Annotated in this window: 15 protein-coding genes and 1 pseudogene; 6 read left to right on the top strand and 10 right to left on the bottom strand. The window is 64.3% G+C overall.

The features are described from left to right. Nucleotides 1-24: 24 nt before the first annotated feature. The gene (gene kefC / locus HGB41_RS01060; RefSeq protein ID WP_171080192.1) at nt 25-1824 is read right to left on the bottom strand and encodes a glutathione-regulated potassium-efflux system protein KefC; all 1800 of its coding nucleotides are present in this window, start codon (nt 1822-1824) and stop codon (nt 25-27) included. Then, nucleotides 1814-2386 carry an NAD(P)H-dependent oxidoreductase gene (locus tag HGB41_RS01055; protein WP_171080189.1) on the bottom strand — a complete coding sequence of 191 codons (573 nt, stop codon included), beginning with the start codon at nt 2384-2386 and terminating at the stop codon, nt 1814-1816. The genes kefC and HGB41_RS01055 overlap by 11 nt, the downstream gene beginning before the upstream one ends. A 102-nt stretch (nt 2387-2488) precedes the next feature. On the opposite strand from HGB41_RS01055, the pseudogene HGB41_RS24000 reads away from it, so the two are divergent. From HGB41_RS24000 to HGB41_RS01045, 4 genes and pseudogenes are all read left to right on the top strand, one after another. After that, nucleotides 2489-2740 (top strand): annotated as a pseudogene (locus HGB41_RS24000) (response regulator); the annotation flags it as partial. Between the two features lie 133 nt (nt 2741-2873). After that, nucleotides 2874-3005 (top strand): hypothetical protein, encoded by a 132-nt coding sequence (locus HGB41_RS23685; protein ID WP_267874153.1) that lies wholly within the window; start codon nt 2874-2876, stop codon nt 3003-3005. 91 nt (nt 3006-3096) lie between these two features. Beyond that, nucleotides 3097-3468: a hypothetical protein gene (locus tag HGB41_RS01050; RefSeq protein ID WP_171080187.1), complete on the top strand. Its 372-nt coding sequence runs from the start codon at nt 3097-3099 to the stop codon at nt 3466-3468. Nucleotides 3469-3720: 252 nt separating this feature from the next. Then, nucleotides 3721-4362 carry a TetR/AcrR family transcriptional regulator gene (locus tag HGB41_RS01045; protein WP_171080185.1) on the top strand — a complete coding sequence of 214 codons (642 nt, stop codon included), beginning with the start codon at nt 3721-3723 and terminating at the stop codon, nt 4360-4362. Nucleotides 4363-4436: 74 nt separating this feature from the next. Here HGB41_RS01045 and HGB41_RS01040 read toward each other — a convergent pair whose 3' ends face one another. The 5 genes from HGB41_RS01040 to HGB41_RS01020 form a co-directional block, all read right to left on the bottom strand. Further along, complete coding sequence (locus tag HGB41_RS01040; RefSeq protein WP_171080183.1) at nt 4437-4943, bottom strand: outer membrane beta-barrel protein; 507 nt, start codon at nt 4941-4943, stop codon at nt 4437-4439. Between the two features lie 260 nt (nt 4944-5203). Then, nucleotides 5204-6616 carry a dihydrolipoyl dehydrogenase gene (gene lpdA, locus HGB41_RS01035; RefSeq protein ID WP_171080181.1) on the bottom strand — a complete coding sequence of 471 codons (1413 nt, stop codon included), beginning with the start codon at nt 6614-6616 and terminating at the stop codon, nt 5204-5206. A 7-nt stretch (nt 6617-6623) separates the two neighbouring features. Further along, nucleotides 6624-7964, bottom strand: a complete 1341-nt coding sequence (locus HGB41_RS01030) for a dihydrolipoamide acetyltransferase family protein (protein WP_171080177.1) — start codon at nt 7962-7964, stop codon at nt 6624-6626. 2 nt (nt 7965-7966) lie between these two features. After that, a complete protein-coding gene (locus tag HGB41_RS01025) occupies nt 7967-8980 on the bottom strand; it encodes an alpha-ketoacid dehydrogenase subunit beta (protein WP_212760819.1) in 1014 nt (337 codons plus the stop codon). A 38-nt stretch (nt 8981-9018) separates the two neighbouring features. Next, nucleotides 9019-10251, bottom strand: a complete 1233-nt coding sequence (locus tag HGB41_RS01020; RefSeq protein WP_171080172.1) for a 3-methyl-2-oxobutanoate dehydrogenase (2-methylpropanoyl-transferring) subunit alpha — start codon at nt 10249-10251, stop codon at nt 9019-9021. Nucleotides 10252-10482: 231 nt separating this feature from the next. On the opposite strand from HGB41_RS01020, the gene HGB41_RS01015 reads away from it, so the two are divergent. Then, nucleotides 10483-12072, top strand: a complete 1590-nt coding sequence (locus HGB41_RS01015; protein WP_171080170.1) for an EAL domain-containing protein — start codon at nt 10483-10485, stop codon at nt 12070-12072. Nucleotides 12073-12078: 6 nt separating this feature from the next. Here HGB41_RS01015 and HGB41_RS01010 read toward each other — a convergent pair whose 3' ends face one another. From HGB41_RS01010 to HGB41_RS01000, 3 genes are all read right to left on the bottom strand, one after another. Beyond that, nucleotides 12079-13461, bottom strand: a complete 1383-nt coding sequence (locus tag HGB41_RS01010) for an amino acid permease (RefSeq protein ID WP_171080168.1) — start codon at nt 13459-13461, stop codon at nt 12079-12081. An 834-nt stretch (nt 13462-14295) separates the two neighbouring features. Next, on the bottom strand, nt 14296-15261 hold the full coding sequence (locus tag HGB41_RS01005; RefSeq protein WP_171080166.1) for a retroviral-like aspartic protease family protein: 966 nt from the start codon (nt 15259-15261) through the stop codon (nt 14296-14298). Nucleotides 15262-15362: 101 nt separating this feature from the next. Further along, nucleotides 15363-15728 (bottom strand): hypothetical protein, encoded by a 366-nt coding sequence (locus HGB41_RS01000; RefSeq protein WP_171080164.1) that lies wholly within the window; start codon nt 15726-15728, stop codon nt 15363-15365. 1319 nt (nt 15729-17047) lie between these two features. Here HGB41_RS01000 and HGB41_RS00995 point away from each other — a divergent pair. Continuing rightward, entirely contained in the window at nt 17048-19756 is a 2709-nt protein-coding gene (locus tag HGB41_RS00995) for a TonB-dependent receptor (protein WP_171080162.1), read from the top strand. Nucleotides 19757-19800 lie beyond the last annotated feature (44 nt).

Raw genomic sequence — 19800 nt, 5'->3', positions numbered from 1 at the left:
TCCGTTCCCGCCAGGGCGCCGGCGCTACTCCCGCTCTTCGTCGCGGTCGCGCTTCATGGCCACGAAGTCGCGCTCGAACATGGCATGCAGCTCCTGGCGCGCGCGCCGCGCCATCGAGACATACTGTTCGCGGTCCTTGTAATACGGGTAGACCTCGAGCACGCTCTGGATATTGTGTTCGCGGAAGCGCATCGCGGCCTGGCGCGCAAAATACGCGCCGAAGCCCAGCTCCTCCATGGTGCGCCGGCCCAGCATCAGGGCCGATTCGAAGGTTTCCCGTTCCACGATCGTGACGCCCAGGTCCATCAGCTGGTAGTAGTGGGTCACGTTGCGGGCCCGCGCCAGGATCGGGAGGTCCGGGAATTCCTTGCGTACCGCGCTGGCGAGCTTGAGGCTGTCCTCGATGCCGTCGACCGACAGCACCAGCGCCCGTGCATGGGCCGCGCCGGCGGCGTGCAGCAGGTCGGTGCGGGTGGCGTCGCCGTAGAACACCTTGAAGCCGAATTCGCGCAGGGTGTCGATCTGGTCGGGGTCGTGGTCCAGCATGGTCAGCGGCACCTGGTTGGCGTGCAGCAGGCGGCCGACGATCTGGCCGAAGCGCCCGAATCCGGCGATGATCACGTGACCCTGGTTGGCGTCGATGGCATCGGTCTCGCGCTGGTTGCGGCGTTGCCAGCGCGGTTCGAGGACGCGGTCGTACAGGATCAGCAGCAGCGGCGTGGCCATCATCGACAGCGCCACGATCACCACCAGCATCGATGCGGTCTGCTCGTCGAACACCCTGGCGGTGGCGGCCGCGCCGAAGACGACGAAGGCAAACTCGCCGCCCTGCGACAGCAGGAAGGCAAACAGCACGCGCTGGCGCCCGCTCATGCCGAAGGGGCCCGCCAGCGCCCACAGCACGAACAGCTTGATGGCGAGGAAGGCCAGCGCCGCCAGGATGATCAGCACCGGCCGGGCCAGGAAGACGCCGAAGTCCACCGACATGCCGACCGCGATGAAGAACAGCCCAAGCAGCAGGCCCTTGAAGGGTTCGAGGTCGGTTTCGAGCGCGTGGCGGTATTCTGAATCGGCCAGCAGCACGCCGGCCATGAAGGCGCCCAGCGCCATCGACATGCCGACCGAATCCATCAGCAGGGCGATCGAGATGATCAGCAGCAGCGCAAAGGCGGTGAAGATCTCGCGCATGCCGGTGCTGGCGATGTAGCGCAGTACCGGCCGCACCAGGTAGCGTCCCGCCACCACCAGGCCGCCGATCACGGCGACCGCCTTGAGCACGCCCATCCAGCCGGCATCCGGATGCGAGTCGGGCACGCCCAGCACCGGCACCAGCGCGATCATCGGGATCGCAGCGATGTCCTGGAACAGCAGGATCGAAAAACCGGCCTGGCCGGCCGGGGTCGGGATCAGGTTGCGTTCCTGCATGGTGGTGAGGGCGATCGCGGTGGACGACAGCGACAGCCCGAGCGCGGCGATCAGCGCGGTTTTCCAGCCATACCCCGCCAGCAGCGCGGCCAACAGCAGGAGCAGGGTGACGCCCGCTACCTGCGCCGAGCCCCAGCCAAAAATCGAGCGGCGCAGCGCCCACAGGCGGGTCGGCTCGAGTTCGAGGCCGATCACGAACAGCAGCAGCACCACGCCGAATTCCGAGAAATGCAGGATGGTCTCGACCTCGCGGATCAGGGCCAGCCCCCAGGGGCCGATCGCGATCCCGGCCAGCAGGTAGCCGAGCACCGCGCCCAGGCCGAGGCGCTTGGCGATGGGCACCGCGATGACGGCGGCGGCCAGGTAGACCAGTGCATTGAGGAGGAGGCTATGCTCCATGTGCGGCTCCTGCAGTGTGGGCGTCGATGCCGGCATGGAGCGCGAGCTGCGCCTGCAGCTGCGCCGCATGGCGGGTGGCGGCGTCCGGGTCGGTCGCGTCGGCGCCATAGAACACGTGCGGGTCGAGCCAGCGCATGCCGCAGCTGCGGCTTGCCTGTTCGAGCGGCGCCAGGAAGTCCAGCAGCGGCCTTCCGTGGATGCCGCCGGGACGGTAGTCGGCCGAGGCGCCGGTGCAGGCCACCGCCGCCCAGGCGGCCTTGCCCGCCAGCGGCCCCGGTTGGTCGAGCGCCCACTCGGGCTTGATGACGGTATCGAACCACTCCTTGAGCAGCGCCGGCATGGCATACCAGCCGAACTGGAACACGAATACCACCAGCGGCGCGGCCTTGACCAGTTCGCGCTGGCGCCGCACGTCGATGTAGAAATCGGGATAGAGCTGGTACAGGTCCTGCACCACCACGCCGGGCAGTTGCCTGAGCGCGTCGGCGACACGGCGGCTGATGCGCGAGCGGTGCAGCGACGGGTCGGCAAAGACGACCAGGGCGTGGAGGTCGGAAGTCATGGGCAATCCTGGCGGGTTCTGGAACGGGTGCATCGATTGTACATTGTGAAAATAGTAAGTCATGTCTTCGGCGCGTAATGACAGTCCACACTGTGTTCCGCCAGCGCGCTGGCAGTCGTCGAGAGCGGCGTGCCGATCGACTTGCTGTTCACCGACGTGGTCATGCCAGGCACCTTGCGCAGCCCGGAACTGGCGCGCATTGCGCGCGGGCACCTGCCGAACCTGGCGGTGCTGTTCACCTCGGGCTATACCGAAAACTCGATCGTGCATGGCGGACGGCTCGACCCCGGCGTGGAACTGTTGGGCAAGCCGTACACACGAGAACGGCTGGCGCGCCGCATCCGCCAGGTGCTCGGTAACGGGAAACGACAGCACCTTGTCTTGCCGCCGCCGCCGCCGCAGCCGCAGACGGCGTTCGCCTCCCAAGGCCTCAGCATCGTGCTGGTCGAAGACGAGGCCGACATCCGCGCCAACACCGCGGCCCTGCTTGAGCACCTCGGGCACCGGGGAAGTGGCGAACTGGCCGGATGCGGTGGTGCTGCGCAAGCCCTACGACCTGCAGGGCCTGGTGCAGGCGTTGGGACAACTGGCGCCGGCGGACGGGGCCCGGGCGGCCTGATCCTACAACCGGCGCCGGCCCGGGCCTATTCGTGCGCGCCCCGCACGGGTCTATCATGGTCTCCTGAATCCACAGAACGAGGGAGGCAAGCATGTCGATGCAAAGCGATGGAAAGAACGCCAAAGGGCGCAACTACGACCAGGTCACCAAGAACGGCACCAGCAGTGCAGGCAGCATGGGGGCCGGCGGGACCGGGGATGCCGGCAAGCTCGACCAGCAAGGTGCGGAGCAGCGCGATAGCCGGACCGACGACCTGCTAGCCGGCAATACCGCTGAGCAGGAAGCCGAGCAGGGTTTCGCGGGCGGCAGCTTCAGCGGCGAGATTCAGACCGGCATGGAAGGCATTGCCAGCCGCTCCGGCAGCGGGGCAGGCAACCGCCAGTCGGGCGCGCAGGGCCAGCAGGGGCCGGAGAGCCAGGACAAGCCGGCAGCGGGCCGCAGCAACAAGGAGTCTGGCGGCTGACGCTCGGCCTTGTTGCGATAAGGGCGCACTAGCGCCGGCGCCGGGTGTGTGCATGCACCCCGGCGCTTTCTTGCGTCCGGGGAGTGGCCGCGGATCACTCGCCTGGCCAGTACCGGCTGTAGCAGCGCGTTGACGCTGTCAGCCGTCAGGCGCATTGCCTCGCGGCGCTGCGGCAGCGCGGTCCTACCTCGCCAGATACTGACACTCTACATTGTCAAATATTAATGATAAGTTTCTGTGTAGAATGTCGCCATGAAAGCTGAGCTGACCACCACGCGTTCCTACCGGGGACTGTCGCAGGACGAAAGGCGCGCCGAGCGCCGCTCGCGGCTGATGGCTGCCGCGATTGCCGTCTATGGCGAGCGCGGCTACCACCAGGCCACTGTCAAGGCAGTCTGCGAGCAGGCCGGCCTGACCGAACGCTATTTCTACGAATCGTTCGCCAATAGCGAAGCGCTGCTGATCGATTCCTTCAATGCCGTGGCCTACTCGGTATTGGGCGAGATCACGCGCGCCGCCGAGGACGCCGGCCGCGGGCGCATCGCGCGCTCGCGCGCCATGCTGCATGCCTATTTCGCGGCCCTGCAGCGCGAACCGCAATCGGCGCGCGTCTTCCTGGTCGAGATCCGGGGCGTGAGCCGCGCGGTCGACCTGGCTTTCGACGGGGCACTGCGCGCGATCGGGCGCGAAGTCGCCCGTATCGCGGCGCCCCCCGGCGCGCCGCACGATGAACTGCTGCAGGCCGGCGTGGTCGGCGGCGTGATCCACATTGCGCTGCGCTGGATCGAGGATGGCTACCTGCCCGAGATCGATGCCGTCGCCGATTCGGCGCTCACGCTTGGCGCCGTGCTGGCGACGGCGCGCCGTCCACGGGCCACACTCTCCGCCGCATAAAAAAATGGCCCGGTGCGAGCCGGGCCATTTTCATTCCGCCTGCGCTGCCCAGGGCAGCGCATCAACGAACTTGCTTAGAACTGGAAGGCGACGCCAACGCTCAGGTTGGTGGTGTCGCTGGCCGGCTTTTGCAGTTCCAGGCGTGCCGAGACGGCTGGGGTGAAGGCGTAGGCGACGCCCAGGCCCACCAAGGCGCCCGAAGTCGATTCGCTGCCGCTGAAACCATTGACCTTGGCATCGGCTTCGATGTGGTTGTAGCCGAGGCGGCCCAGCAGGCTGAAATTGCCGCCCAGTGGCAGGGTGCCGACGACCGACACGGCGGCCTGGTCCAGGTCGACCTTGCCGGAGTAGCCAAACTCGCGGAAGTTCAGGCGGCCCAGGCGGCGGTAGCTGGCTTCGATCGCAAGGTTCTGCACGAAGGTGTAGCCGACGAAAGCGCCAACGCTGGTGCCGTTGCCCGACACGTCGTCCAGTTCCGTTGCGCCGGCGTCCACGCCTGCGTAGAAGGTCTGCGGTTGCGCGGCGAAGGCCGACGACGAAGCGATGACGAGGGCTGCGGCTGCTGCGATTTTCTTGAACATAATGTAGAACCTTTTCTGTTTTTATCTTGCGAACTTCGCAAGGGGCGCGATTATTGCACACGCGCGCCGCGTTCGCAAATTCGGCAATTCTATCGTGTGGTGCAATAATCTTTTGAGAAAAGCCGATTTATGCATATGACATAAGGCTTCAAAGGCGAAATGCCGAATTCGAATTGCGGGGGCGACGTGGGAGGCCTGCCGGGTTGGCGGACGAGGAAAAAGGAAATGCTGCCGCCCGGACGGACGGCAGCGGAGGAACGTCAGATATGCAGGGCGTGGCCCAGCGCGCGCAGGGCGGCTTCCTGCACCGCCTCACCCAGGGTCGGGTGGGCGTGGATGGTGCCGGCGATGTCTTCCAGCTGGGCGCCCAGCTCGATCGACTGGGTGAAGCCCGCCGCCAGTTCGGACACGGCGCCGCCCACGGCCTGCCAGCCGACGATGCGGTGGTCGCTCTTGCGCGCCACCACGCGCACGAAGCCATCCGTGCTTTCGATGGTCATCGCGCGGCCGTTGGCGCTGAACGGGAAGTTGGCCGTGATGACCTCCACCCCGGCCTTGTCGGCATCAAGCGGCGACATCCCGACCACCACGATTTCTGGATCGGTAAAGCACACCGCCGGAATTGCCGCCGGTTCGAAATGACGGCGCTTGCCCGAGACGATGTCGGCCACCATTTCGCCCTGCGCCATCGCGCGGTGCGCCAGCATCGGCTCGCCGGCGAGGTCGCCGATCGCCCACACATTGCGCATCGAGGTGCGGCACTGGTTGTCGACCTTGATGGCGCGGCCATCCATGTCGAGCATCAGGTTTTCCAGGCCCCAGCCGACCGTGGCAGGCTTGCGGCCGACCGCCACCAGCACGCGATCTGCGTCAAGGAGCGATTCGACGCCGGAGGCATCGCGGATGCGCACCCGCGTTTGCCCATCGCTGTCGTCCATGCCCAGCACCGAGGTGGCCAGGCGCAGTTCGACGCCCAGGCGTGCCAGCGCGGACGCCACCGGTTTCACCAGGTCCGCATCGTAGGCCGGCAGGATGCGGTCGGCGGCTTCCACCACCGTCACCTGCGCACCCAGCTTGCGGTAAGCGGTGCCCAGTTCGAGGCCGATATAGCCGGCGCCCACCACCACCAGGCGTTCCGGTACGCCATCGGGCGACAGCGCTTCGGTGGACGAGATCACCTGGCCGCCGAAAGGCATGAAGGGCAGTTCGACCGGAACCGACCCGCTGGCCAGCAGCATGTGCTCGCAGCGGATGCGCACCGTGGGTTCGCTGCTGCCTTCGGGCGTGACTTCAACCGTCTTGCCGTCCAAAATCGTCGCCCAGCCGTTCACCAGCTTGACGCCGTTCTTCTTGAGCAGGGCGCCGACGCCGCCGGTCAGCTTCTTGACGATGCCGTCCTTCCAGGCCACGGTGCGATCGAGGTCGATGCGCGGGTCCGAACCGGTGATACCCAGCGGCGAAGTCTCCGCCGCATAGCTGCGCGCCTTGCAGAATTCGTCGGCCGCATGGATCAGCGCCTTGGACGGGATGCAGCCGATGTTCAGGCAAGTGCCGCCCGGCTGGGCACCTTCGACCAGGATGGTCTGCACGCCGAGCTGGCCGGCACGGATGCCGGCCACATAGCCACCGGGACCGCCGCCGATGATCAAGAGGGTTGTATTGAGAGTCTCCATGCCTTCCTTACTCCACGAAGATGGTGGCCGGGGTTTCGAGATAGCCGCGGATGGCCTGCACGAACTTCGCCGCCACCTGGCCGTCGATCACGCGATGGTCGAACGAAGACGACAAATTCATCATCTTGCGCGCGACCATGGCGCCGTCGCGGATCACCGGACGGTCGACGATGCGGTTGGTGCCGATGATCGCCACTTCCGGCCGGTTGATGACCGGGGTGGTGACGATGCCGCCCAATGGACCCAGGCTGGTGATGGTGATGGTCGAGCCGGTCAGCTCGTCGCGCGTGGCCTTGCCGGTGCGGGCCGCATCGGCAAGGCGGGCGACTTCCGCCGAACTGGCCCAGGGATCGCGTGCTTCGGCATGGCGCACCACCGGCACCATCAGCCCGGCCTCGGTCTGGGTCGCGATACCCAGGTGGACCGGGTCGTAGCGGGTGAGCAGGTTGGCTTCGTCGTCGTAGCGCGCATTCATCATCGGGAAGGCGCGGATCGACAGCACCACGGCGCGCATCACCAGCGGCAGCAGGGTGAGCTTGCCGCGATCTGCTCCATAGCGTGCGTTGAGCTGGGCGCGCAGCAGTTCCAGCTCGGTGACGTCGATTTCTTCTACATAGGTGAAGTGCGGGATCTGGCGCTTGGCTTCCTGCATTTTCTCGGCGATCTTGCGGCGCAGGCCGATGATCGGCGTGGCGTGTTCGCCCTCCAGCATCGCATAGCGGTTGTCGCTGCCGCCGCCATTGCCGCCCTGGCGCCGTCCCGCCACGTGTTCGTCGAGGTCGGCGTGGGTGATGCGGCCGGCCGGGCCGCTGCCGTGCACGAACTGCAGTTCGATCCCGAGGTCCCAGGCGCGCTGGCGCACGGCCGGTGCGGCATGGGGCTTGTCGCCTTCGGCGCGCATGCTTGGGGCGTGCTGGTGCGCCTTCTGCTGCGGTTTCTGCTGCGCCGGTGCAGCAGCAGCGGCTGGTGCACGCGCAGCAGGTGCGGATGCTTCCGCCTGCGCGACCGCTTCCAGCTGTGGCTCGCCGACTTCTTCGGCCGGCGCTTTCGACGCCGCCGACTTCACCGGCTCCTGCTTCGCCTTGTCCCCGGAGTAGTTACCGGCACCCGCCACTTCGAGGCGGATCAGCTCTGCGCCGACTGCCATCGCCTGGCCGATCGCGCCGCCCAGGCTAGTGATGGTGCCCGCCACCGGCGACGGGATCTCGACCGTCGCCTTGTCGGTCATGACGTCGGCCAGCACCTGGTCTTCCTTGACGGTGTCGCCGGGCTGGACGTGCCAGGCCACGACTTCGACTTCCGCAATGCCTTCACCGAGGTCCGGCATCTTGATAACGTGAATGCCCATGTTTATTGACCCTCCATCGCGCGTTTCAGGGCCGCCGCGACGCGGTCCGGCCCCGGGAAATAAGCCCACTCCTGCGCATGCGGGTAAGGGGTGTCCCAGCCGGCGACGCGCTCGATCGGCGCCTCCAGGTGGTAGAAGCAGTGTTCCTGCACCAGCGCCGACAGTTCCGCGCCGAAGCCGCTGGTTTTCGTTGCCTCATGCACGATCACGCAGCGGCCGGTCTTCTGCACCGATTTCACGATGGTGTCGAGGTCGAGCGGCCAGATGCTGCGCAGGTCGATCACTTCGGCATCGACGCCGCTCTCGCGCGCCGCCGCTTCCGACACCCAGACCATGGTGCCGTAGGCCAGCACGGTGACGTCGTTACCCGGGCGGACGATGGAAGCCTTGTCGAGGTCCACGGTGTAATGCCCGGTCGGGACGTTGCCCAGCGCCTGGCCGGACCAGGGCACGACCGGACGATCATGGTGGCCGTCGAAGGGGCCGTTGTACAGGCGCTTCGGCTCCAGGAAGATCACCGGGTCGTCGTTTTCGATCGACGCGATGAGCAGGCCCTTGGCGTCGTAGGGATTGGACGGCATCACGGTGCGCAGCCCACAGACGTGGGTGAAGAAGGCTTCCGGACTCTGGCTGTGGGTCTGGCCGCCCCAGATGCCGCCGCCGCACGGCATGCGGATCACCATCGAGGCGGTGAATTCGCCGGCCGAGCGGTAGCGCAGGCGCGCGGCCTCCGACACGATCTGGTCGGTCGCCGGATAGAAATAGTCGGCAAACTGGATCTCGACCACCGGCCGCAGGCCATAGGCCGCCATGCCGACTGCCGTACCCACGATGCCGCCTTCGGAAATCGGCGCATCGAAGACGCGGGAGGTGCCGTATTTCGCCTGAAGACCATCGGTGACGCGGAACACGCCGCCGAAATAGCCGACGTCCTGGCCGTACACCACCACGTTGTCGTCGCGCTCCATCATGACATCCATGGCCGAACGCAGCGCCTGGATCATGGTCATCGGCATCGTGGCCACGCTTTTATCTTGTTCGTCGCGTGCCATTGTCATACTCCCAGTTCCTGACGCTGCCGGCGCAGGTGCTCCGGCATCTCTTTATAGACATCCTCGAACATCGTCGCGGCGCTCGGCGCGCGCTCGTCGCCCAGGATGCCGTAGCTTTCGGCTTCCTTCTGGGCCGCAAGGATTTCCGCCTCCAGCTCGGCCTGCACGGCGTCGTTCTCTTCGTCCGACCACCAGCCAAGATTCGTCAGGTGCTTGCGCAGGCGGGCGATCGGGTCGCCCAGCGGGAAGCGCGAGACGTCGTCCGCCGGCCGGTAGCGGCCCGGGTCGTCCGAGGTCGAGTGCGGGCCGGCGCGGTAGGTGACCCATTCGATCAGGGCCGGGCCGAGGTTGCTGCGCGCGCGTTCGGCGGCCCAGCGCGAGGCCGACAACACCGCCAGGAAGTCGTTGCCGTCCACACGCAGCGAAGCGATGCCGCTGCCGATCCCGCGAGTAGCGAAAGTGACGCTCTCGCCGCCTGCAATCGCCTGGAAGGTCGAGATCGCCCACTGGTTGTTGACCACGTTCAGGATCACCGGCGCGCGGTAGACGTGGGCAAAGGTGAGGGCGGTGGAAAAATCGGATTCGGCGGTGGCGCCGTCGCCGATCCAGGCCGAAGCGATCTTGGTGTCGCCCTTGATGGCCGAGGCCATGGCCCAGCCGACGGCTTGCGGATACTGGGTGGCGAGGTTGCCGGAAATGGTGAAGAAGCCGGCGCGGCGCACCGAATACATTACCGGCAGCTGGCGGCCCTTGAGCGGGTCGCGCTCGTTCGACAGCAGCTGGCAGATCATCTCGACCAGCGGCACCTGCTTGGCGAACAGCAGGCTTTGCTGGCGGTAGGTCGGGAAGTGCATGTCGCCGTCCTGCAGCGCCAGGGCCTGGGCGGTGCCGAGGGCTTCCTCGCCGAGCGAGATCATATAGAAGGACATCTTCTTCTGGCGTTGGGCGATCACCATGCGCGCATCGAAGATGCGGGTCTTCATCATGGTGCGCAGGCCGAAGCGGAACAGTTCGCGGTCGGGCTCGGGCGCCCACGGGCCGACGGCATTGCCGTCGGCGTCGAGCACGCTGATCAGGGACGAGGCGATGGCGCCGGTGTCGATCGGCGCGACATCGACCGGCGGGCGCGGGACGGCGCCAGCCGGGCTCAATTGGAGATACGAAAAATCGGTCTTGCAGCCCGGGCGGCCGGTAGGCTCCGGTACATGCAGCGACAGAGGCTTACTCTGACTCATAAACGCTACCCCTTTGTAAGGTGACTTGCGGCAAGCATGATAAGGCGAACTGCCCCCTGCACGGCGGCGCCGGCCAACTATTTTCATGACGCTATGCAGCATAAAAATGCCGTAGGGGAATTTTGCCGTGGCAGGGGCGGTACAGGCCACGGTGGCGTTTGCTGCGCGTGGCGGGTAGCGGTAGTATGGACTGCAGCTTGCGGCCCAACCCATGCCGCGCCGCAGGGAACAATGAAAAAAACCATCGCCGTACTCATGACGCTGCTGGTGGCCATCGCCGGCATCGGGCTTCCGATCTGGGTCGCCATCGAAGAGTCCGAGCGGCAGGCGTTCAAGGCCGAAAGTGCGCATGCGCTCGGCTATGCGCGCGACGTCACGATGCGGGCGGACGAGACCGGGGACCAGGTGCTCTCCGCGGTCGGCCGGCTCGTGGCCGGGCACAAGGCGGCACCGTGTGCGCCCGGGAGCATCGACGTCATGCGCCAGATCGACCTGGCCTCGAGTTATATCCAGGCGATCGGCCATGTCGTGGGCGATCGCATGCTGTGCTCCTCGATTGCCGGGCCTTCAGGCGTGCTCGAGCTGGGTCCGGTCGACTACGTGACGGACGGCGGCGCCGAGATCCGGCGCAACGTGCGCTTCCCGTTCGCGCCCAGGGATTCGTTCATCGTGATCGGCAGGGACGGATTCGCCGCCATCCTGCACAAGCGCCTGGCCATCGACACCGCCAAGAGCGAGCCGGACGTGGCGCTGGCCGTGCTGTCGCTGGACAACCCGGTGCCGATCATCGCGCGCGGCTATATTGACACCCGCTGGATCAAGCGGCTCGGCTCGACGCAAGCCGTCTTCGTCGACGGCGCTTACCTGGTGGCGCTGGTACGCTCGGAGCGCTACCGGACCGTCGGCGTCGCCGCGCTGCCGGTGCATTACCTGAACGGCCGCTCGGCCGAAGTATCCACTCGACTCGTGCCGGCCGGGCTGGTCGCAGGCGTGGTGCTGACGCTGGCTATCCTTTATCTCGGGCGGCAGCAGATGTCTTTGCCTGTGGCCGTCAAGACCGCCCTGCGCCGCAAGGAATTCTTCCTGGAGTACCAGCCGCTGGTGGATCTGCGCACTGGCCGCTGGGTCGGGGTCGAGGCGCTGATGCGCTGGCGCCGGCCGACCGGCGAGATCGTCATGCCCGACCTGTTCATCCCCATCGCCGAGCAGAACGGCCTGATCGTGCGCCTTACCCAGCAATTGCTCGAGATGGTGGCACGCGACACCGGCGCCTGGCTGTCGGCACATCCGCAGTTCCACATCGGGATCAATGTCGCGCCGGCGGACTTCCATTCCAGCGGCTTCCTGGACAACTTGCGGACGACCTTGCGCGGCGTCCAGGCCGCGCCCGGGAACATCATCGTGGAAGTCACCGAGCGCGGCATGCTCGACCCGGTCGTGGCGCGCCAGACCACCGGCGCCTTGCGCCGCCACGGTTTTGCGGTGGCAATCGACGATTTCGGCACTGGCTACTCGAGCCTGTCCTACCTCGAGTCGCTCGAGGTCGACTACCTGAAGATCGACCGCAGTTTCATCGAGGCGATCGGCACCGGCGCACCGACCAGTCAGGTCGTGCAGCACATCATCCGCATGGCGAACGACCTCGGCCTGCAGATGATTGCCGAAGGCATCGAGAGCCAGGCGCAAGCGGACTTCCTGCGCAAGCACGGGGTGCAATATGGGCAGGGCTGGCTGTACGGCAAGTCGGTGCCCTTCGCCGAGATCGTGCGGCAGCTTGAGGAAATGGAAGAGTCAGCGGCCAGTTTTGCGCAGGCCGGCTGAGGCGGGTCAGACAGGCGCGGTACGCGCCATCCCGGCACGACGCTGGCGCAGCCAATACCCAAGGCCGAGCAGCAGCAGCCATGCCGGGATCATGAACACCGACACCTGCAGGCCAGGGGTCAGGTACATCACTACCACGATGCCGGCCAGGAAGGCCAGGCAGAGGTAATTGGTCAGCGGGAACAGCGGACTGCGGAAAGCGGTGGCCTGGCCGGTGCTTTCCTTGTAGCGGCGGAAGCGCAGGTGGCTCCAGCAGATCATGCCCCAGTTGATGACCAGGGCGGCCACGGCCAGGCCCATCAGCATGCCGAAGGCTTCGCGCGGCAGGAAGTAGTTGATGCAGATGCAGATGCCGGTGGCAACTGCAGACACCGCCAGCGCCGCCAGCGGCACGCCGCGGCGGTCGACCCGCAGCAGGGCGCGCGGCGCATTGCCCTGTTCGGCCAGGCCGAACAGCATGCGGCTATTGGCATACACGCAGCCGTTGTATACCGACAGTGCGGCCGTCAGCACCACCAGGTTGAGGATATTGGCGACCACATTGCTGTCGAGCGCGGCGAAGATCAGCACGAAGGGGCTGCCGCCGAGGGCGACCTTGGTCCATGGATACAGCATCAGCAGCACGGCCAGCGCGCCGACATAGAAGATGGCGATGCGCCAGATGGCCTGGTTGATGGCGCGCGGGATGGTGCGGCCTGGATTGTCGGCCTCGGCGGCGGTGATGCCGATCATTTCCAGGCCGCCGAACGAGAACATGATCACCGCCATCGACAGCGCCAGCCCGGCGAAGCCGCTCGGGAAGAAGCCGCCGTGGCGCCACAGGTTCGAGACGCCGGCCTGCGGGCCGGCCGTGTCGCTGATGAGAAGGTAGCAGCCGAACACGATCATGCCGACCACGGCCGCCACCTTGATGATCGAGAACCAGAATTCGAGCTCGCCGAAGGCCTTCACGTTCATCAGGCTGAGCAGGTTGACGAGCACAAAAAAGCCGAGCGCCGACATCCAGGTGGGAATCTCGGGGAACCAGTACTGGACATAGATGCCGAGCGCCGACAGTTCGGCCATGCTGACCAGGATGTACATGACCCAGTAGTTCCAGCCCGACATGAAGCCGGCCACCGGGCTACCGTATTTGGTGGCGAAATAGCCGAAGGAGCCGGCGACCGGTTCATCGACGATCATCTCGCCCATCTGGCGCATGATAAGGAAGGCGATCAGGCCGGCGAAGGCATAGCCCAGCAGCGCCGAAGGGCCTGCCATCTGGATGGTCTGGGCAACGCCCAGGAAGAGTCCGGTGCCGATGGCGCCGCCGAGGGCGATCAGCTGGATGTGGCGGTTCTTGAGCCCGCGCTTGAGCTCGTTACTCGGTAGGTGCTGGGGCTCGTTCATCGCTGGACCTCAAGGTGTCGAAGGCAAACAGTTGCCTTAAAGCCAGCGATTCTACTGCAAGGACGGCGCGGCGGGCGAAAACCTTGGCCGTGCCGTCCGGTGTGACGCTTAGAAGCCGCGGCTATTCCGTGGGTAGCCCGGACGCTTCATCGATTTGCCGCCGAATTTCTTCCAGAGGAAGCCTGCAATTGCCATCATGATCATCTTGCGCATGTTGTTCTCCATAGGGTTTGGCGGCGCTTGCACGCCGCGATGGGAATAGCTTACCGGCTAAGCCGGAATGGCGGCGCGAGCCTGCGCGGCAGGGTAGTGCCGATCACTTAAGAGCCGCCAGGTGCTCGTAGGGTGGGCAATTCGTAATTCAGGGCATTGCCCTGAATTACCTTGCCCACGCGTTCAAACGACGGTGCTGCAGCCTGCGCGCCGGCTCATACTGCAACTATCACCGCGTGGGGTAATCTGGTCCGGTGGACCAGATTACAAGCCGCCCACCCTACGATTTTGACTAATTGACCGGCATTTGGCCACTGGCCTGAATTACCTTGCCCACGCGTTCAAACGACGGTGCTGCAGTCCGTGCGCCGGCTCATATTGCAACTATCGCTAATGCTGTTCAGATAAGCGTAAGGTTGCCGGGGAAGTTCCGGGCAATGCCCGGGATGACAAATGTCCGCGTGGTGATAGTTGCAATACAAACCGGCGCGCAGGCTGCAGAAATGTGATTTGAACGCGTGGGCAAAGAATTTGCCCACCCTACGGGTAGTTAACGGCTCGTGCGTGAACGGCATTGGGCGCCGCGGCGCCTTTCTATCGAAGCTGCAGCCCACCCGGCATTCAGGGTGCGGCCGTTGCGGCCTGTGCGTCCGGCGCCGGCGCGGTCACCGGGCTGAAATAAATCCGGTTCTGGCTCATGGCGACATAGATGCGGTGGCGCTTCAGGAAGTCGGTGCCCAGCACCAGCATTTCACCGGAGCGCTCCATGTTCACCAGGCGCAGGCTGAAGTCCTTCACCTGCAGGGCGCCGATCGACAACTGCGGCAACGGCACCGTCCAGAACGCCTGGTCGCGGTCGTTCCATTTCAGGCCCGATCCGCCACGGACGGCGCCAGGCGAGTCCGGGGTGAGTCCCATGCGCTTGGCCGTGAACAGGTCCAGGTAGGAGTGCTCGGTGGTGGTCGAGATGACAGCACTGACGTCCGCGCCGTTGATCCGCACTGTGAAGAAGGGCCGCAGGTCTTTTTTCTGCGGGTGGATCCGGAAGGACACCGATGGCGCCGTCTTGTCCCAGTAGGCCAGCGGGGCGCGCAGGCAGCCGCTCGGCTTGTAGAACTTCAGGTAGCGGTCTTGCAGTGCGAACTCGACGTCGGTACGGAACAGGTAGTTGGCGCCGATCCTGGCGCCCACTTCTTCTTTTGCCAGGTCGTCGACCGCGAACCAGGACTTCTTGAACTCGGTCGGACCGATGGCGATATGCTCGATCAGGGCGTTCAGCACATAGACGCCCGCGTAATTGGTCTCGGAGCTGATCACCTTGATGCCCGCGCTTTCCAGCGTGGCCTTGTCCAGCAAGGTCGCATGCTGGCCTCCGGTGTCGACCAGCGCGGGCACCGGCTTGCCGTTGATGCGCGCTTCGGCAATCGGCACGCTGTCGCCGCGGAAGCTGAGCGGCAGCGTGGCTACCGGCCCGATGTCGCAGCCGGCCGGCAAGGCCTGGGCCGATACCGCCGCAGGCAGGAGGAGGGCGGCGAGCATGGCAAAACCAGGGCGGCGGGCGACACGGGCGGGTAGAGGTGTGTTCATGGCGATCCGATGGTAGAGGTGCAGGGATTGTAGCGACGGCTGGCGCCCCGGTAAGGCTTGCGAGAAAATTACCCGCTTCACATAAGAGGCGTCCGGTCCCGTCAGCCGGGCATCACGAAGAAGGCAATCGCGCCAACGATGGTCGCACCCATCATGGCCAGCACGAAGCCGGACATCCGCGCCAGCGAGCGCAGGCGCCTGCCTTTTTCGCGGCTGCGGAACAGGTAGACGGGTATGCCGACCGGACCGATGCCGACCACGAAGGTGTTCATCCAGCGCGAGCGACGGAACATGCGCGCCTCGCTGTCCTGGCGGTACCAGTAATACGGCAGGAAGTTCAGCAGGAAGGCGGTGAGGAGGATCCACCAGGCCGGCATCTGCATATGGGCGGCGGCGTACAGGGCTTTGGCCATGCCGCTGGCCAGCATGAGCGCCAGCAGCGCCCACAGGGTGTTCTTGGGTGTCATTCGGTCGGTTTCGACTGCGGTTTCAGCTGCGTACCGGCGGTATGCCGGCCACGAAAGGTCGCGAGCATAGCACCCGGGAGTGGCAGCGAAATTCAACAAAACTCACAATTGACAAGAAATCATGCCAGTTTGCAGCGGCTAGCCGCCGATTATGCGCGGCAGGTGGCGCCAAGGACCAGCGCAAAGTAGTGGAACAGTGATGGGAAGGAGCGTCGCATCGGGCTGAAGTTTACGGTGTCAATGCCATTCCAGCCATAAGCCTGCGCTAGTTTAATCTTCGGGTCTCGAAGACGCGAGTCTTGTACGCTCCCGTTGATAAGGTCGTGGCTGGAGGTAGCATCCGACCGATTCGAAACGGACGTACTGGCATTATGAAATGCGTGCACTCTTCCCCAAGAGCATGCTACATTGACCATATGCGCTCTAGGCTACGATCTTTTTTGTTGTGCCTTCTTTTCGTTTCCCTGCCGTTGCAGAGCATCGCGGGAGTAGCGAGGGTCGAGTGCGGTATGGTGCATCAGCTGCTCACTGTCGAAGCCAACGCACCCGACGCGATGCAGTTGGAACGGATAGATAGCGTAGCTGCACACGATGGTGGGCACGAGCACGCTGCAGCTCCGGTGCAGAGCGCCCCATCGCCGGATCAAGACTGCGACGATGACGGCTCGCACGCGCGTTCCGGTTGTGGCACCTGTGCAAGCTGCTCCATCGGTGCCTTTGCGCCACCACCTGTGATGGCCGTGACCGCGGTCGAAGAAGCCGTCAGCACTGCCCTGCAATTTTCCTCCTCTTCAATTACCGGGCACGTTCCCGCCCGGATCGAACGACCTCCACGCACTGCGATGTCAATCGCGGCGTAATCCTTTTGTGGCTAGCGCCGGCGATGCGTTCCTGATTGCCGGGAGACCGTCTCGTGCCTGCGCTTGAGCTTGTACGAATAGTCGTCCGGCCAGGCAGGCGTTCACACAAATCAGATCTCACAACTGAGTCGTGTCCCTGTGGCTCTCCACTGTAGGGGCGGGCGTTTCCGCGTCCATCATCACCTGCTGAGTATCAACGGGACGACTTAAGAGTAGGTTTTGCAGAAAGCCTTGATAGCGCTAATGTGAATTTGCGTTGGCGTTTTCGCTCGCTCCTAAACTTTATATGGTCATGTGTTGTAAAAATAGATGTTTATTGCCAATGAAAGAAAATCCCGCTAAATTGAAAGCACTGCAAATTGTATAGACAAGCAATGCAAGATTTGTTTCCCCGCTATGTACCGTGATGAGTCTGCCGGTCGCACAGTCCCTAGCTTCATAAAAAAAACTGGAGGGTAAATGGTTCACAAATACGTCCCAAGAACGACAGCCGCGCTCGCACTGCTGGTCCTGCAGCAAGGCGCCCACGCACAGCAGCCCGCTACCAGCGAAAACACCCAGGCGACCGGGATGGAACGGGTCCAGATTACTGGCAGCCGGATCAACTTGCGGCAGGAACAGCTATCCGGCGTCGGGCCCGTTACCGTGATCGATGCGGATACCATCCAGCGTTCCGGCGCGATCTCGATTGAGACGCTACTTCAGCGGCTTCCGTCGTCTGCGGGTACGGCAGGAAACCAGACCAGTGCTTACTGGACCAGTAATGGCTACGGAACCACCCAGGTCAACCTGCGTGGCCTCGGCATCGATCGCACCCTGGTTCTACTAAACGGACGCCGCGTCGTGTCGGGCGGCACGGGCGCGAACAGCTCGGTCGACCTGAACATGATTCCCGTTGCGATGATCGAGCGCATTGAGGTGCTGAAGGACGGCGCATCGGCGATCTATGGCGCGGACGCGGTGGCCGGCGTCGTCAACATCATCACCAAGAAGGCGTTCGACGGTGTCGAAGCTTCTGTCAGGTATGGCAAGACGGAGCGCGGCGACGGCGACGAAAAGTCTGCGGATCTCGTGTGGGGTACCAAGAGTGAACGCGGAACGCTGATGGCGTCGCTGAACTATTCGGAAAGCGGCCCGGTTAACCTGGCCTCGCGCGCACCTTGCTCATTGTTCGAAGACGAGGGTGAACTGGTCTGCTCTGGAAGTTCGTCGACAATCGGTGGGCGGGCCCGACTGGCAGACGGCAGGCGGGTGAATTTCAACCAGGATCCGAACGGGAACCCGCGGGGCTTCGAGACTTACAATGCGGCCAAGCACGCCTACAACAGCAATCCGTTCCTGAACGCGGTCAATCCAATCAAGCGCGTCGGCGTCAGTGCCTTCGGCAACATGCGCCTAACCGACAAGGTGGACCTGTTCAGCGAACTCATGTTCACCAACCGGCAGTCGGAGCAACTGGCAACGCCAGGAGCGATCGGCGTGTATCGCCCGATTGAAATTGCTGCAAACCATCCGACCAACCCGACCGGGCAAAACCTGACACTTGAGCGGCGCCGGGTTGCCGAGGTAGGGCCACGCAACTTCTTCCAAGAGACCAACACCTTCCGCATCGTCGCTGGCCTGAAGGGCCCGATCGGCGAGAAATGGGATTGGTCGGCGTCCGTTAACTGGGGGCGGAACACTGGCGTAGACGGGATGACGAATATCATCAACCTCGACCGCGTTGACGCAACCCTCAACGCTTCGACCTGCGGAACCAGCCCGACTGCCGCTCCCTGCGGCAATTACCTTGGGTACGGGAACTTGAGCCCGGCGGTGCTGGAATATATTCACTTCACGACACGTGATCACGGCGGCAACGATCAAAAGAGCTTCAACGCGAGCATCAGTGGCGAGCTGTTTTCGCTGCCAGCCGGCCCGGTTGGCTTTGCATCCGGCTTCGAGTACCGCCGTGAGAAGGGGTGGCGCGACCCCGATAGCCTGATCGTTTCAGGTGCGGCCAACACGAATGCCATGGATCCGATCGCCGGCGAATATAGCGCGCGCGAGGTGTTCGCCGAGCTGTCTGTTCCATTGCTGGCGAAGCTGCCGTTTGTGCAGTCGCTGACCATGAATGCCGCAGCCCGTTATTCCGACTACAGCCTGTTCGGCTCCCAGGCCACGTACAAGCTGGGCCTGGACTGGCAGGTGATTCCTGCGCTGAAGGCCCGTGCAAACCGGTCGACCGCATTCCGTGTCCCGAACGTCCCCGAGCTTTTCGGCGGCGTTTCCGAGGGTAACCTGACGACGACCGACCCGTGCAACAACTGGAACACGCTCGATCCGAATTCAGCGGTTTACAAGAACTGCCAGGCTTCCGGCGTTCCTGTCGGATTCAGGCAATTCGGCCCGTCGATCTTGACGACAGGCGGCGGCAACCAGAACCTGAAGCCGGAAGAAGCGGATACTTTCACAGTCGGTTTGGTGTGGACACCTTCGAAGGCGCTGACCCTGACGTTGGACTACTTCAATATCGAGATCGATAACGCCATCGAGACCGTTCCAGGCTCGACCAAACTGTCGGTGTGCTACAACTCGCCGGGCCTGGCGCATATCTTCTGCGGGCCATCGAGCTTCACTCGCGATCCACGTACCGGCGAAATCAACTTCCTGTCGTCGCAGCCGGAGAACGCGGCACAGCAAAAGGTCGCGGGCCTGGACTTCGGCGCAATGGTTGATTTCAACCTCTTCGGATGGTCGTCCTCCCTCACCGCGGACGTCTCCCGTCTGAACCGGTTCGACGTGACACCGTTCCCCGGTGGCGAGGTCATCGAATATGGAGGCAAAATCACGGGCGGTCGTGGCAGCTACGCCAAGTGGAGGTCGACGGCATCCCTGACGACGTCCAACGGCCCATGGTCCGGATCCTATACCGTCCAGTACATCGGCAAGGCTGACGACATCAATGCCGCGCCAACCGATATCGGCGCGCGCGCACCGAGCATTGCTTACCATAACGCGAGCGTGAAGTACGCATTCAACCAGGCGATGGCGATTTCGTTCGGCGTCGATAACCTGTTCGACAAGCGTGCCCCGTACATCCAGAGCTGGACGGATGGCAATACCGATACCATGACCTACGACCTGTTGGGGCGTCGCTGGTACGCCCGCCTTGGCTACAGGTTCTAAGCATGCGATGAATCCCTGGCGGCCGTTCAGCGTGTATCCTGCGC

Source organism: Telluria aromaticivorans (assembly GCF_013003915.1).
Classification (GTDB): Bacteria; Pseudomonadota; Gammaproteobacteria; order Burkholderiales; family Burkholderiaceae_D; genus Telluria; species Telluria aromaticivorans.
Note: the sequence above shows the minus strand (reverse complement) of the source record. Positions and strands in the feature narration are given on the sequence as shown.

Coding starts and splice junctions, on each gene's coding strand:
- lpdA (WP_171080181.1), bottom strand. CDS start 6,616: ATGGAGACTCTCAATACAACCCTCTTGATCATCGGCGGCGGTCCCGGT.
- HGB41_RS01050 (WP_171080187.1), top strand. CDS start 3,097: ATGTCGATGCAAAGCGATGGAAAGAACGCCAAAGGGCGCAACTACGAC.
- HGB41_RS01005 (WP_171080166.1), bottom strand. CDS start 15,261: ATGAACACACCTCTACCCGCCCGTGTCGCCCGCCGCCCTGGTTTTGCC.
- HGB41_RS01025 (WP_212760819.1), bottom strand. CDS start 8,980: ATGCCGATGACCATGATCCAGGCGCTGCGTTCGGCCATGGATGTCATG.
- HGB41_RS01040 (WP_171080183.1), bottom strand. CDS start 4,943: ATGTTCAAGAAAATCGCAGCAGCCGCAGCCCTCGTCATCGCTTCGTCG.
- HGB41_RS01020 (WP_171080172.1), bottom strand. CDS start 10,251: ATGAGTCAGAGTAAGCCTCTGTCGCTGCATGTACCGGAGCCTACCGGC.
- HGB41_RS01030 (WP_171080177.1), bottom strand. CDS start 7,964: ATGGGCATTCACGTTATCAAGATGCCGGACCTCGGTGAAGGCATTGCG.
- HGB41_RS00995 (WP_171080162.1), top strand. CDS start 17,048: ATGGTTCACAAATACGTCCCAAGAACGACAGCCGCGCTCGCACTGCTG.
- kefC (WP_171080192.1), bottom strand. CDS start 1,824: ATGGAGCATAGCCTCCTCCTCAATGCACTGGTCTACCTGGCCGCCGCC.
- HGB41_RS01045 (WP_171080185.1), top strand. CDS start 3,721: ATGAAAGCTGAGCTGACCACCACGCGTTCCTACCGGGGACTGTCGCAG.
- HGB41_RS01000 (WP_171080164.1), bottom strand. CDS start 15,728: ATGACACCCAAGAACACCCTGTGGGCGCTGCTGGCGCTCATGCTGGCC.
- HGB41_RS01010 (WP_171080168.1), bottom strand. CDS start 13,461: ATGAACGAGCCCCAGCACCTACCGAGTAACGAGCTCAAGCGCGGGCTC.
- HGB41_RS01055 (WP_171080189.1), bottom strand. CDS start 2,386: ATGACTTCCGACCTCCACGCCCTGGTCGTCTTTGCCGACCCGTCGCTG.
- HGB41_RS01015 (WP_171080170.1), top strand. CDS start 10,483: ATGAAAAAAACCATCGCCGTACTCATGACGCTGCTGGTGGCCATCGCC.